We start from the raw sequence: 13,657 nt of genomic DNA, 5'->3' as shown, positions 1-13,657 counted from the left end.
TATTTTAAATAATTTTCTCACACAATGCAAATAAATTAATTATGAAAAATGTTACACAATTTCAATTTCAGGTAAAGGGAAAATAAATTTCCCACCTCTTTCGAGAAATTCGTGTTCCTTTTCAAGTATAAAGTGTTTAAAATGCCAAGGAAAAACTAAAAAGTAATCAGGTCGCATTGTCCTAGCCTCCTCTTCTGAAATTATTGGTATATGCGAACCAGGTGTGTAGCATCCAAATTTATCAATATTTACATCTGCAATATATGGTATTTGTTTGCTAGATAACCCACAAAATTGTATCAAAACATTTCCTTTTGTAGAAGCTCCATATCCAAAAATTTTTTTCCCATCACTTAATAAGGCCTCAATCAGACCTAATAGATTTTTACGGTGGAGAAATACCTTTTCTTCAAAATTTCGATAGGGCTTTGGTGTATCTAGTAACATATCCTCTTCTTGTTTTAGCATCCATTGGATAACTGGTTCATTGGATTTAAATGATGCATCTTTTTTACAGGCTGTTACTGCAAAACTACCACCATTAATGCCATTCATCTGTACATCAATGATTCTGATACCATGTTCCTCTAATAGATTTTTTATGACTTTAAATGAGTAAAATTCTAAATGTTCATGGCAAATTGTATCATATGCATTTGAACGTAGCATTGAAGGCATATAACTCTGTTCAAAATGCCATATACCATCATCTGACAAAATTTTCTCTATGTCCCTGACAAAGGATACTGGTTCCTCTAGATCATAAAACATAGCAATAGATGTGATAATTTTTGCTTTACAATTTGGATATTTCGAAAAAAATATTTCAGCAGAAAAAAAATTTTCAATGAGATCAACACTTGCGGGATAATATTGCTTAAATTTTTTTCCAGTGGGATCTATTCCTACCCTACGACATTTTTTTGAATATGCGATTAGTGATGTGGCATCGTTACTTCCAATATCAATAACAATATCGTCCTCAGTAAGATTTACTGAGTTCTCTAAAGTCCGAATCTTATTTTTTAGATGGTTAACCATCGAGACATTTAATCCTGAACGATATCCATAATTATCTCCATACATTTCAACAAGGTTATATGATTGTTTTAATTGTAACAACCCACATTTTGTGCACCAAACCAAATCCAAGGGTCCTTTTGAAATATTTTCATCGTAATTTTTAGGGAACACTCCTGTAAGTGTTTGTTCTCCTAAAGAGAGAACATCAATTAAATTACTATTCTTGCAGATTCGGCAATTTTTTATCTCTAAATACATTTTAATCTCTTTTTATTTTTTATAACCATTGCGTAATTTAATTATTATTTGTTGAAAATTTTTATCAATTTCATCAATGCATTGATTTCTCTGGAGATTAAGAATCGCTAACTGTTTTACTACAGTGTTTTTTTCATTCGGGTGGATATTTTCAAAATCATAGACTTTTTCTTGCTCATGCCATAATTGACAATTTACACTAGCAAGTAAGGAAAATATATTTCCAATAGTTCCAGATATTTCATCAATTTCATTTCCTTCTAGCTTATATACTTTATTAGACGTGAATGTAAGTTTTTCTGGACATATATCTCCATTTATTGCACTATAAATGAATCCATCTATCTCTTCGCATAGTTGCCTCTCCTGAATTGATAGGCTTTTAAGGCGGTTAGAATCCTGGGTGTGATATTGCTTCAATTTCACGATGGTAAGTTTATCACATAGTGATCCTAAAGTTTCAGCCATTTTATCTCCAAATATTCAATTGACAAGTGAAATAGTAAAAAAGAGGTAATCAATTAGTAAATGCCCCATTAGCAAGTAAATTTTTATTTATTCGGCTATCTAATTGAAAATAAATAATAAAAATCATCGATAATCAAAAATTTTTATTTTTAGCATTATACTGTTTTCATTTTTAAAATCTTAATCTTTTGGTAATAATTCTGATTTTTATTCTCCAGTTTTTATAATTACTAAACATCAGACATTCATTTGCAAAAAACTTTAATTTCAAATTTTGGATGTCAATTACACAGAATACTATATGGTTTACAGAATATTATGCTTTATTCTCACTCATCTCCCAATACTTACCTCTCCTCTCAATCAACTCTTCATGTGTCCCCTCTTCAACAATTCTCCCCTTCTCAATCACCACAATTTTATCAGCATTCCGTATTGTCGTCAACCGATGCGCAATCACCAGCGTCGTACATTCCTTCGCGACCTGATCGATCGCCTTCTGTACTGCTGCCTCAGAAATATTATCGAGCGCACTCGTTGCTTCATCCAATATTAAAAATTCAGGCCGGCGGATCATAGCCCGGGCAATCACGATCCGTTGTTTCTCCCCCCCTGAGAGAGTGACCCCCTGATCTCCCACCAATGTCTCATATCCCTCTGGCAATTCCATGATAAATTCGTGTGCATAAGCTAATTTCGCTGCATCAATGACTTCTTTATCTGAAAATAGCCCTCCGAACAGTATATTCTCCCTGATACTTGCGTTGAATACAAATGGATCCTGACTTACATACCCGACAATATCCCGGTATGTATTCACATCATACTCTTTCAAATCAAAACCATTAACAAGTATCCTCCCTGAACCAGGATCATAGAGTCGTAGGAGCAGGCTCGCAATCGTTGACTTACCTGATCCTGAATGACCAACAAGAGCAGTCATTGAACCTTTCGCAATAGTCATCGACACATTATGCAGGATCTTTGCATGACCATATGAAAAACTGACATCCTCCAGAATGATATCTGATATGATTTCATTGCAGGTCTTTTCACCATTTACTACCGAATGATATTTTTTCTCCTGGAGAATTGAATGGATGGTTGTAACATGGGGATAAAAATTTTTCAGTTCCATCTTATAGGTCCCCATATTCATAGCTTTAGGCAGAATTTTCATCATGCCCGCAGCAAACGTTCCAAGAACCGGAATTATCACAAGAAAATTATCCGCGTAATAAATGTAAAGGACAAGAACAATAACTCCAATGGTAATATAAAACAGGGAATTTATCGCAATGATAGGGATTCTCTGAATGAACATGAGTTCCGCAAACTTATCCCAATACACTTTTAAAGCATCAATATACTGCCTTCCCCAATGTTCCGATGCATGGAGCGCTTTTATTGGCTTAATGCCGGTTATGTATTCATTGATAACCTTGTTTTCGGATTGACCAGATGCTATCTGAAGGTTCCCCAGTTTCTCTGAAATGTTTTTGCTGATTGAGTTGATGATGAGATAAAAAACGCCCCCCCCGATTAATACCAGAAGAAGTCCTCCTGGTGAAATCAGAAAAAGCATCACTATCACCAGAATTGAGGTCATCAGATCCGTGCACAGGCATAACAACCGGTCGTATGTCTGCTGGACATAATAGGGACTTTGGTTAAAGAGATTGATGAGATCTCCCTGCCGTGCATCGACAAAAAATTTATAATCGTTGGAATCTATCTTTGAAAATATCGACTTTTTCGTCTTTACGATAAGTTCCCGCTGGAAAATGAATGCAATCTTCCAGTATGCCAGTTGAAGAATAAGTGATATGCCGGTGAGCAGAATAAATAATAATCCGAGATGGACAAATTGCGATCCCATCGGAATCAGGCTGCTTATATATTCGATAACTCCGTAAAAGGGGATGGCATCAGCATTTATCTGAAATCCCACTGATATCATGGGATATAAAAGAGCAATACTCCCTGCATCAATCAGGCCAATGATGATGGATAGAATAAGGAGTAAAAACAGATAATATTCATACCCTTGAATGAAAAACCGAAGTTGATGAAGATATTCTTTGAATGTGACCATTACTCATTAGTACTGGTTATGTGAAAGGAAGTAAGTTATGGATAATGTTCTATAGTTGTATGAGGCAGTTTTTTGATCTTATTAAATAATAGTTTTAAATTATATAACTCTATTACTTATAGTATCCTTTTACCAGAAATGACTCCTCTTTAAAACGAAAATTTTTCGTTCTTTTTAAAATCAGAGGGCAATGTGAAAAACCCGTTTTCCTAATTACCATATCTATCTGTAATTTTGCAGAATTGAAGGCCGTTCCTCTCAAAACCTTCTAAAACCACAATTCTCAAGGCCCGCTATTGAGAGATATCCTGATCCATATAAATCCCTAGGCGAAAAGAGATGTGGTCATACCGGCCCGCTGTGAGAACAATATTTCGCCCTTATTTCAGGGGTAAAATATGAGTATTTTTAAAAACAACGAGGTTTAATTGTTTTTTCTGATTTGAAAGTGGCATCGGCGGCGTGAAACCACAAATATGGTGGCATTTTTCTTCCCCAAACCAGTAAACCTGAAAGAAACAGTTGTATCATTCCATGGTCAATACAATAGTTTTTTGTTTATTCAACTGTGGTTTAAGTGATACATCATAATGGGTTACAGAAAAAGAAGGAATACATCCTCGAGATATGAAAGATAGTGGATTACATCATCGGTGCATATTTTAAGATAATTGGAGGATACTTTTCGGAGTGAGTTACAGGTATGAGGTTTTGCAATGTTTGAAACGCAAAAAAAGGTCATATTTTTTTAATATAGTAGGGTTCCTGACTCAATATCTGGTTACAACGTTACGAAAGATTATTTCATCACAATAGGATTTGAGAAGGGGAACAGGATTACCTGGTGAATATAGTATGACCTCTGGAATTGCAATTTTTGCATATGCAAACATGAGCAGTCGGTACCAGGTTAAATTGGAGTATGAGGTTTCAGAAGGTTATATCGATCTTACTCTGCTCAAAAGAGATCCCTGGCACCCTGATCATTACCCTATCTTCGAATTGAAGTACCTCAAAAGAAGCATGAGTTCTGAAGAGGAGATAGAGAGGATGACTATTGATGGAACGCTCCGAATGAAACGGTACATATCATCACCTGAATTATCAACAATACCGAATCTGAAGAAATGGGTTCTGGTTTTTTCCGGTGACCAGTGTGTACGAAAAGTGGAAGTGTAATCCCACCCTCTTTTTATGAAACTCCGAAATGCAAAAAATATGCCGGGTATTAATCACCAGCCAGTCAACTGCGTCCTGCGCTTAAGACGCCTGCCTGAATTAATTGGTTTATGAGTTCTTTAATCTCTGTTCTGGCTAATAGAAGCATATCCTTTCAGGACTGAAAAAGAGTCTTTGATAATCATTTCAACTCTAGCATCTTCATAAGCCCATCTTTCAGTTCAACTTTGGGTTCCCATCCAAGTTTTTCCCGTGCCTTGGTAATATCCGGAACCCTCCGTGTTGGATCATCCGGAGGCATTGGTTGATAGGATAACTCGGACTTCGAACCGGTTAATTCAATTATCATATGAGCTAAATCAAGAATTGTCCATTCAACCGGATTTCCGATATTTACAACTTCCCCTGCTAAATCAGGCAATCCTGCCAGACGAAGTAATCCGGTTATCTGGTCAGTTACATAGCAGAATGATCTGGTTTGTTTTCCTTCACCAAAAATGGTTATTGGTGCATTGTGCACAGCCTGGTCAATAAACCGGGGAATTACTCTCCCATAATGCCCGTCCGATCTCATCCTCGGCCCATAGGTATTAAATATCCTGGCAATCCTGACATCCAAACCATGCTGCCTGAAATATGCCATACAGAATGCTTCTCCTGCCCTTTTTGCCTCATCATAACACCCACGGATTCCCAGGGTATTCACATTGCCCCGGTAGGTTTCAGGTGTCGGGAAGATTGCAGCTTCTCCATATGTTTCACTGGTAGAGGTGAATAAGAATCTGGCTTCATATTTTCTGGCAATTCCAAGAGCATTCATGGTTCCCAGGGTATTGGATTTCAAAATCTGGATGGGATAATGTTCAAATTCAAGAGGACTTGCCCGTGAAGCCAGATGACAGACAAGGTCGACTTTTCTCCCTGGATCATATGGCTTTGATATATCGTGGACGATTCGGGTAAATTTTGGATGATTTTTCAGATGTTCAGTATTTTCTGGCCGGCCAGATGCATAATTATCCAGGCAGATGACATTGGCTCCTGTATTGAGAAGGACCTCGCACATCCATGAACCCAAAAAACCTGAACCACCGGTTACCAGAATGGTCTGATCAGGAAATGATAGATCTGAAAGGCCAGTTAATATCTTTTGAATTTCAAAATCTGATGATGATGGGGTAGATATATTCATAGTTGGATCTTCCGCAATAGATAATTCTGTTTTTACTACCCTTTATAATGGTACGGAAAAGACACGTGACATCTGCTCTGTTATGAGTTTACCTAAACGAGAGAATATTCAGAGAAACAATTCATGAACTATTATCATCTATTATTACAAAACATTGAGATAATTAGATTTTCCAGAATATCACGGTAAAAAATCTTCATTCTGGAATATTCGCATTCACGGGTATATTATGACAACCTCTTTGATTATTCCTGCTTTTAATGAAGAAGAAGCAATTGGTCTCGTTATTGAGGAATATTATCCTTTCGTTGACGAAATTATTGTTGTTGATGATGGATCAAAGGACAAGACATATGAAATAGCCTCTCATTATCAGGATGCAAAGGTGCATGTTTTTCAGCATACCCAGAACCAGGGCAAGGTAGGTGCATTGCTCACCGGTGTCAGGAAATCAACTGGCGAAATTATTGTCTTTACTGATGCAGACTGTACCTACCCTGCTCGATATATTCCGGTTTTCTTATCTGAACTGAATCGTGGGGCTGACCTTGTTTTGGGCGTTCGAAATATCGAGGCACATAATATCCCTCTGTTTAACCGGATAGGTAATGCGGTCTTCTCGACAATGGCAACCTACATCAGTGGTAAGTATATATCAGATGGCCAGACGGGATATCGGGCTTTTCGGAAAGAGATGATGGATGAACTCCTGGTATCGGCGAAAAGCCTGGAGTTCGAGACAAAGATGACCGTCCGTGCAGCGAAATTGGGGTATGTTATCTCTGAAGTTCCCATAGAATATCGCGAGCGGGTTGGTACGTCAAAACTTCATCCCATTCGTGATGGGTATCGGATGTTTCGTGCGTTATTATCGATTGCATGGCATGAGACTTCCCCTCTTGCGAAAATGATATCTGTCCCGGGTTTATTTCTTCTTCTTGCAGGAATTGGATTTGGCCTTATCAGTGTACAGGAAAGGCTGTTAAATTACTATTTAATCCACGAATATTATCCACTTATTTCCGTTTTTCTCATGCTTTTTGGGATACAACTGACCTCAATCGGCCTCATCATTGATTACCTTTCGAAAAAGATGGATCGGATTGAGGAAAGAATCCGTCAGAGTTTTATTAAAAAGGAGTAATAACCTGAATGAATACGATAATTATTATCCTTATCGGGATTTTATTTGCATCATCCGGACAGATTTTATGGAAAATTGGGATGACTGACATTGGTCCGATTACATCTGTCACGACTGGATCCTTTATCTCGATGCTACTCAGCCCATGGGTAATTGGGGGAACGGTATGTTATGGCCTTTCCACCGTTTTCTGGCTTATTGCTCTATCACGGGCTGATCTTTCATTTGTGTATCCCTTTATTGCACTTACCTTTGTCATTATATTCATAGCCTCATTTTTTCTCTTTCATGAGCAGATCAGCTTCATGCGACTATTTGGAGCATTAGTGATAATTAGCGGGATTATTATCCTTGTAAGGGGGTAAAAAGAACCCCGTTTCAGGGTTGAAAAATTGTCAGGTTCACAAATTTAAAGCTCATACATTTATCAGATATTGTTTTCATCTCCGGAATGTCACATAATTGTGTACACGTGCTTGTGAATGTAATCTCATTCATGCCTTTATGTAAGATAAAATTACTCCTGCCTTCGGTCAAACCTCCTGCTGGAGCAGTAATTGTTCCCAGGTTTTCACCGTTTATTTTTAAGGAGAGATTTTTTTCTGTATAAATTGGTTCAGCCATAAAATAGAGTTCATACTCTCCGGTTGTCCCTGCATAAGCTTTGATCTTCCCCTCTTCTTTCAAATAAAATTCTGGGAATGTATTTGATCCAAACCACCCATTTTGAAAGAGTAAAATAACATCCTCAGGCAGAACTTCCGGAGTTTCGAGTATTTCATACACTATCGTATCACCAAATGATCCTGCCATCCTGATGGTGGAATTGTAATTTTGTTCGATCTTTTGATTCAGAACGGATAAATATTGTGAGATGAATGCTTCCGCCTGTTCATCAGGGATATTCTCCACTATCCGGATTCTGTCTGGATGAATGATAACGTATTTTACTCCGATATGCTGTAATAATGAAACAATATTATCAGAGGGGAAATAACCCCCGGTGTCACGCATGATTTTCGAAGCAAGTTCAACATCCCTCCCACTATACCCATTTACCATCTCTTTCCAGTGATAGACTGAATAATAGGTATATTCCGAGTTATCTTCAATCCATCTGGTTGGGATTTCGATAATTTTCACATCACCTGGTTGTTCTGCAAGCCAGCGATACACCTCCGGTACCTGGTCTCCGGTTGCAAGAGAGGCTGGAATCTGAACCGGGACATGCCATGATCCGATAATAGCAAGAATGATACATGCTATAGCAACAATTGTCTTTAAATCATCCTTTTTTATCCGGTAAAGAATAGCTGCAACACCAAATCCGATCAGAACTGATCCGGCTAGACTCATAATAAAGCTGAATCTTGAAAGATCCCGTATAATGGCGATATAAGGAATTATGGAATAGAAAAAATAGTACGGTGTCAGTATTCCCGTCTGAACACCGTTAATTTTTAGCACAGGTCCAAGTGCAAGGACGTAACTTATTATGCCAATCCCTGCAAATATTATCGGGATTTTTTGGGATCTCACAAATTCCCAATCCGGTTTTAGAGCCGTGTTTCTTGACAGGGGCAGTAGAAGTCCCACCAGGGAAAAAATAAAAAAAAGTACTCCGAATTGATTCATTAAAAAAATTGGATCACATGACCAGGAGGAGTTCATTGGTTCATCTAAATCCCTTTCAGCATCATAATGCTGACTTGCCTCAAAATAGGGAAGAGCAAAGGGGGTGAGAGTAATGATGATGAATGCCAGTGAAATAAGAATTCTCACAACCGCCTTTTTTGAGATTAAACCGTTCCGAACTTCTAAATCCAGGATGACGTATCCAAGTACAAAAAGAACTCCGATAATCGTTGTAAAAATCCCCACGTACCAACTGGACAAAGCAGATAAAATAAAAAACACTGATGCTGCGCCAATATCCCGAAATTTCAATGAATGAAAGAACTTATCCAGAAATAGCAGCATCAATGGAATCCATTGCATTGCTAAGAGATGTAACTGAATCGCCATCCGGTATCCATAGAATGCAAAGAAAATTCCTGCAATAAAAGCCGCATACCGGTTTTGTGTATACCGATATGTGAGCAGATACATACCAAACCCACACAGAACAAAGGTCAGGAGTCTGACGAAATTGTGTGTGAATACCGGGTCATGAGTAATCCCATATACGGGGATTGAAAAAATGGTCCATCCGGTGAGATGTTCGGACAATGCCAAGGAATATTCATTCGCCGGATAAAAAATATTCGCCTTGAAAAGGTTTATCGGGTCTTCCAGAACTTTCTTTGTCGTCCAGGTTAACGACCAGCAGGTGAATGCCTCATCCCCTCCGCCGATGGTGTCACTCACATGTAGAATCATGGGATATGTTAATATAGCGGTGAGGAGTGCATACAGTACGATAATTATTACATATTCACGTATTATTTTCCTATTCAAGTTCAATTATATCACAATACAAGAATTGTTCTCAGGTCCAATAAAATTGCTGATTTGATTGAACCTTCAAAATGGACTGAAAAATGAGTTGAATGAAAAATGGGGAGGATTAGGTATCACACACATCTTCCCGTAATATAGCCATGAGATCATCCCTGAATTCATCCCGTTGTAATGCCAGTTCAAAAAATGCTTTCATCCATCCAAGTTTATCACCGATATCATACCGCCTGCAGTTCGTAACAAGCCCGATTGATCCGGATAATTTCCGGATAGCATCAGTGAGTTGTATCTCTCCCCCTTTCCCCGGCTTTGTCTGCTTCAGCTGGGCAAATATCTCCGGGGTGAAGAGATAACATCCAATTGCGCCAAGGTTTGAAGGGGCCTGTGCAATTGGAGGTTTTTCTATAATATCAACGATTGAAAAATGATTCTTTTCTATCTCTTTCCCATCAATTATCCCATAATCCGGAATTTTATAATCAGGGACCGGTTCAATTGCAATAATGGATTTTTTATATTTATTATATGCCTGAATCATCTGGGAGGTGCAGGTCAGTTCACCTTCTGGTGCAATGGTTATCGTATCTCCAAGCAGGACAACAAAAGGCTCATCATTACAGTGTTTTTCGGTAAGAAGGATCGCATCTCCAAGTCCTTTTGGCTCACGCTGTCTGATATAATGGATATTTGGAATCTCGGTAATGTCTACATAGGCATGTGATGGCGACCCGGGATTTGATGACAGTTTATCCTCAAGTTCTATACACCGATCAAAATGGTCCTCTATCGCCCGTTTGTTTCTTCCGGTTATGATAATAATATCATCAATCCCTGAGGCAACCGCTTCTTCCACCACATACTGTATCACCGGCTTGTCTACGACGGGAAGCATCTCTTTTGGCTGTGCCTTCGTTATCGGGAGGAACCGTGTTCCAAGTCCTGCTGCCGGGATAACTACTTTTCTGACCATTTCAGCCATGTTACCAGCAGACTCCTTCGATGCCGGAACAGGACAATATCCTCCTCCCTTCGATGATGACTGGGCTTTTCATTCGGTTGAATTCATCTGTGAGTTTAGAAAATTCAGGCCATTCTGTCAGAACAAGGCAGGCATCAGCCCCTTCCAAAGCATCTCCGGCGTTTGTATGATAGGTAATGTCCGGGAAAATTTTTTTCATCGATTCGGTTGCCATCGGATCAAATGCAGAGACGATCGCCCCCTGTGTTAAGAGTTCATCGATAACCGGGATGGATCGCGAGTCACGGACATCATCGGTATTATCCTTGAATGCAAGACCGAGGACCGCGATCCTCTTCCCTCTGATATCTCCAATCCGCGTGTGAAGGACCTGGATAATCCTGCCAGGTTGCTGCTCATTCACATCAATCACCGATTTAAGCAGGATTGGGTTCTCACCATTCTTCTCTGCAAGCTTTATAAGTGCCATGACATCCTTCGGAAAACAACTTCCTCCAAATCCAAGACCTGCATTTAAAAAGTACGGGTTAATCCGGTGATCATACCCGACCCCTTTCATCACCTCGTACACATCGATCCCGATTCTTTTGCAGATATTTCCAATCTCATTTGAGAATGAGATCTTGGTAGCCAGAAAAGCGTTTGATGTGTATTTAATCATCTCTGCTGCTTTCAGGGATGTTGTAATGACCAGTGCATCCAGTTTTTCATATGCTTTTTGAACCACTGAAATTGCTTTTTCAGATGAACCACCGATGACAATCCGGTCAGGATGTAAAAAGTCATCAATCGCTCGTCCTTCCCGTAAAAATTCCGGGTTCATACAAAAACCGACTGAATCTGATGTATCTCCAAGTGATTTCATCACTGCTGGAATGACAACCGATTCTGTAGTCCCAGGGGGAACGGTACTTTTTACCGTGATAACATGGTATTTTTCTGATCCCTTCAGGGCAGAACCGATCGATTCTGAAGCCCTTGTTATGTATGTGAGATCTGCCGATCCGTCATCCTGCGGAGGTGTTCCAACACAAATGAAGATGATATCCGCATCATCAATTCCTTCGTAATGGGATTGTGCAGACAGATTTTTCCCTGATGTCTGTTTCAGGATATCCTCGAGTTTCTCTTCGTAAATCGGGGGTATTCCTTTATTAATGAGCTCTGCTTTTTTCGTATCTATCTCAACTATCCGTACCGTATGACCAAGATATGCAAAGCATGATGCGGTGACAAGACCGACATATCCTCCGCCAATAACTGAAATATTCAAAATTGTACTCTCCATGGTGTTAATTATTCAGGATTTAGGGATCTGAACTGACAAAAACAAGATTAATTTTGGTTCTTATTTATATTGAATCATCGGAACAAACCATCCCCTACACTCTTCACGAACAGCTCTCCCTTTCCCTTATTCGCCACATCTCCATGAAACACCACCATCCCATCCTTCTCTCCAATCTTCTCAAATGTCGGCAGCATGTCATGAACCACCCCCCGGACTATGCATGTCCCTTTTGACATATTCGCTGCCGGTATCCGGACATCACCGTCAATACGCAATGTCCCACCACGCATCTCTGCTCCTGCAAACATCCCGGCATTCCCATGCACATGGATCTCTCCTCCGGTCAGGTACTCACCAAGATAATCCCCGGCATTTCCCATGACCTCGATCTTCCCGCCACGCATGCCCCGCTTCTCACCCCGGTACCCGGAACCACAGTAATCCCCGGCATTCCCATGGCAGACGATTGATCCGGCACGCATCTCACGGCCCAGCCATCCGTCAGCATTGCCATGAATGACAATATTCCCGCCACGCATGAAATTACCACAATGCATCCCGATATCACCTTCGATAGTGATCGTTCCGGATGACATATACTCTCCAACCCGTTTCACCCGGCTCGTATCTCCCCTGAGAATAACAACGATGTTCTCTGGTGAGTTGACATTCCCTTCTTTTCTGACTGTGAATACTTCTTCAAGACGGCGTTTCTTATTGCCTTCCCAGACAAAAAGTTCACGGTTCCCGATAAAATTCATCGGAATGATCATCTCTGCTTCAATGGGCAGGAAGGGCTTTGCCCGGGGTTTCATCGTAAGGGTGACCTGCATCATAATTATTCATCCGGAACAACAGTTACTCCAAAGCTCTTCATTTGGTGAAAATGATGATCGATGGAGAGGATTAATGGCACATTTTCTTCTTTTGATACCGCGAGGAGTGAACAATCAGTAAAACTCCATTTTTTATCGGAATATGTCTTATAAATATCCCAGGTTACTTCATCCTCCGATGGGGTTATGGGGTGATAGTAGCATTGCTCACGGAGAAAGGATCCAATTGGAATTGCATGTCTGGGGTGGACTTTTAATCGTAACCACGTCATAATTTCCGAAAAAACGGTTGAAACAATAATCCACTCCTGTTTGGGATGGGTCTTAATATACGAATTGATACATTGGTGTTTTTTCTCACTTTGGATGAAATATGCTATCAATGCCGAGGTATCTACAATAATACTATTCTTCATATTGAGAAGGTTCGTTTACGCATGCAATGGAAAGATCCTGATCAACAGTGCTAGCATAATCAGTCACGAATGGTTTTTTTAAACCTTTTATGTTTGCATAGTCATTGAGATCTTCAATTTTTATACACCCGTTCAATTCCTGCAAAGTTTCTGTCATGTTGTTTTTTCTATTCGAATGTGATTTCGTTTTTTTGGAGGATTTTTGAGAATATTCCTTGATTATTATATATACCTCGGGGAGTTTATCTACTGGAATCTTTTTGATCTCCCCTTCAATATCAGCAAAAGTGATGTTTTTCATAATTCCTCCCCCTAG

At 39.4% G+C, this 13,657-nt stretch carries 13 protein-coding genes; 3 read left to right on the top strand and 10 right to left on the bottom strand.

Translation table 11 applies throughout. The features are described 5' to 3' along the window. Positions 1–51: 51 nt before the first annotated feature. The 3 genes from MHUN_RS11015 to MHUN_RS11005 form a co-directional block, all read right to left on the bottom strand. The gene (locus MHUN_RS11015; RefSeq protein WP_011449088.1) at positions 52–1,281 is read right to left on the bottom strand and encodes a class I SAM-dependent methyltransferase; all 1,230 of its coding nucleotides are present in this window, start codon (positions 1,279–1,281) and stop codon (positions 52–54) included. A 12-nt stretch (positions 1,282–1,293) separates the two neighbouring features. Beyond that, positions 1,294–1,749: a hypothetical protein gene (locus MHUN_RS11010; protein WP_048067467.1), complete on the bottom strand. Its 456-nt coding sequence runs from the start codon at positions 1,747–1,749 to the stop codon at positions 1,294–1,296. Positions 1,750–2,065: 316 nt separating this feature from the next. Continuing rightward, positions 2,066–3,844, bottom strand: coding sequence for an ABC transporter ATP-binding protein (locus MHUN_RS11005; protein ID WP_011449087.1), 1,779 nt, complete (start codon positions 3,842–3,844; stop codon positions 2,066–2,068). An 855-nt stretch (positions 3,845–4,699) separates the two neighbouring features. Here MHUN_RS11005 and MHUN_RS11000 point away from each other — a divergent pair. Continuing rightward, the gene (locus MHUN_RS11000; protein WP_011449085.1) at positions 4,700–5,023 is read left to right on the top strand and encodes a PD-(D/E)XK nuclease domain-containing protein; all 324 of its coding nucleotides are present in this window, start codon (positions 4,700–4,702) and stop codon (positions 5,021–5,023) included. 181 nt (positions 5,024–5,204) lie between these two features. Here MHUN_RS11000 and MHUN_RS10995 read toward each other — a convergent pair whose 3' ends face one another. After that, complete coding sequence (locus MHUN_RS10995) at positions 5,205–6,215, bottom strand: UDP-glucuronic acid decarboxylase family protein (protein WP_011449084.1); 1,011 nt, start codon at positions 6,213–6,215, stop codon at positions 5,205–5,207. Between the two features lie 229 nt (positions 6,216–6,444). Here MHUN_RS10995 and MHUN_RS10990 point away from each other — a divergent pair, with 229 nt between their 5' ends. Beyond that, on the top strand, positions 6,445–7,359 hold the full coding sequence (locus MHUN_RS10990; protein ID WP_011449083.1) for a glycosyltransferase family 2 protein: 915 nt from the start codon (positions 6,445–6,447) through the stop codon (positions 7,357–7,359). Positions 7,360–7,367: 8 nt separating this feature from the next. Next, positions 7,368–7,724, top strand: a complete 357-nt coding sequence (locus MHUN_RS10985; protein WP_011449082.1) for an EamA family transporter — start codon at positions 7,368–7,370, stop codon at positions 7,722–7,724. 13 nt (positions 7,725–7,737) lie between these two features. Here MHUN_RS10985 and MHUN_RS10980 read toward each other — a convergent pair whose 3' ends face one another. From MHUN_RS10980 to MHUN_RS10955, 6 genes are all read right to left on the bottom strand, one after another. After that, positions 7,738–9,726, bottom strand: a complete 1,989-nt coding sequence (locus MHUN_RS10980) for a hypothetical protein (RefSeq protein WP_048067466.1) — start codon at positions 9,724–9,726, stop codon at positions 7,738–7,740. 199 nt (positions 9,727–9,925) lie between these two features. Then, positions 9,926–10,798 (bottom strand): UTP--glucose-1-phosphate uridylyltransferase GalU, encoded by an 873-nt coding sequence (gene galU / locus MHUN_RS10975; protein WP_011449080.1) that lies wholly within the window; start codon positions 10,796–10,798, stop codon positions 9,926–9,928. Between the two features lies 1 nt (position 10,799). Continuing rightward, positions 10,800–12,086, bottom strand: coding sequence for a UDP-glucose dehydrogenase family protein (locus MHUN_RS10970; RefSeq protein WP_011449079.1), 1,287 nt, complete (start codon positions 12,084–12,086; stop codon positions 10,800–10,802). 74 nt (positions 12,087–12,160) lie between these two features. Further along, positions 12,161–12,925: a formylmethanofuran dehydrogenase subunit C gene (locus tag MHUN_RS10965; protein ID WP_011449078.1), complete on the bottom strand. Its 765-nt coding sequence runs from the start codon at positions 12,923–12,925 to the stop codon at positions 12,161–12,163. A gap of 2 nt (positions 12,926–12,927) precedes the next feature. Next, positions 12,928–13,341: a type II toxin-antitoxin system VapC family toxin gene (locus MHUN_RS10960; RefSeq protein ID WP_011449077.1), complete on the bottom strand. Its 414-nt coding sequence runs from the start codon at positions 13,339–13,341 to the stop codon at positions 12,928–12,930. Then, positions 13,331–13,642 (bottom strand): hypothetical protein, encoded by a 312-nt coding sequence (locus MHUN_RS10955; protein ID WP_011449076.1) that lies wholly within the window; start codon positions 13,640–13,642, stop codon positions 13,331–13,333. The genes MHUN_RS10960 and MHUN_RS10955 overlap by 11 nt, the downstream gene beginning before the upstream one ends. Between the last annotated feature and the right edge of the window lie 15 nt (positions 13,643–13,657).

It is taken from the genome of Methanospirillum hungatei JF-1 (assembly GCF_000013445.1).
GTDB classification, from domain to species: domain Archaea; phylum Halobacteriota; class Methanomicrobia; order Methanomicrobiales; family Methanospirillaceae; genus Methanospirillum; species Methanospirillum hungatei.
The sequence above is the reverse complement of the archived record's forward strand: the minus strand, read 5'-3'. Positions and strand labels throughout refer to the sequence as shown.

Bases quoted from the DNA above. Each gene is read 5' to 3' on its own strand.
- MHUN_RS11015 (WP_011449088.1), bottom strand. From the start codon at position 1,281: ATGTATTTAGAGATAAAAAATTGCCGAATCTGCAAGAATAGTAATTTA.
- MHUN_RS11010 (WP_048067467.1), bottom strand. From the start codon at position 1,749: ATGGCTGAAACTTTAGGATCACTATGTGATAAACTTACCATCGTGAAA.
- MHUN_RS11005 (WP_011449087.1), bottom strand. From the start codon at position 3,844: ATGGTCACATTCAAAGAATATCTTCATCAACTTCGGTTTTTCATTCAA.
- MHUN_RS11000 (WP_011449085.1), top strand. From the start codon at position 4,700: ATGACCTCTGGAATTGCAATTTTTGCATATGCAAACATGAGCAGTCGG.
- MHUN_RS10995 (WP_011449084.1), bottom strand. From the start codon at position 6,215: ATGAATATATCTACCCCATCATCATCAGATTTTGAAATTCAAAAGATA.
- MHUN_RS10990 (WP_011449083.1), top strand. From the start codon at position 6,445: ATGACAACCTCTTTGATTATTCCTGCTTTTAATGAAGAAGAAGCAATT.
- MHUN_RS10985 (WP_011449082.1), top strand. From the start codon at position 7,368: ATGAATACGATAATTATTATCCTTATCGGGATTTTATTTGCATCATCC.
- galU (WP_011449080.1), bottom strand. From the start codon at position 10,798: ATGGCTGAAATGGTCAGAAAAGTAGTTATCCCGGCAGCAGGACTTGGA.
- MHUN_RS10970 (WP_011449079.1), bottom strand. From the start codon at position 12,086: ATGGAGAGTACAATTTTGAATATTTCAGTTATTGGCGGAGGATATGTC.
- MHUN_RS10965 (WP_011449078.1), bottom strand. From the start codon at position 12,925: ATGATGCAGGTCACCCTTACGATGAAACCCCGGGCAAAGCCCTTCCTG.
- MHUN_RS10960 (WP_011449077.1), bottom strand. From the start codon at position 13,341: ATGAAGAATAGTATTATTGTAGATACCTCGGCATTGATAGCATATTTC.
- MHUN_RS10955 (WP_011449076.1), bottom strand. From the start codon at position 13,642: ATGAAAAACATCACTTTTGCTGATATTGAAGGGGAGATCAAAAAGATT.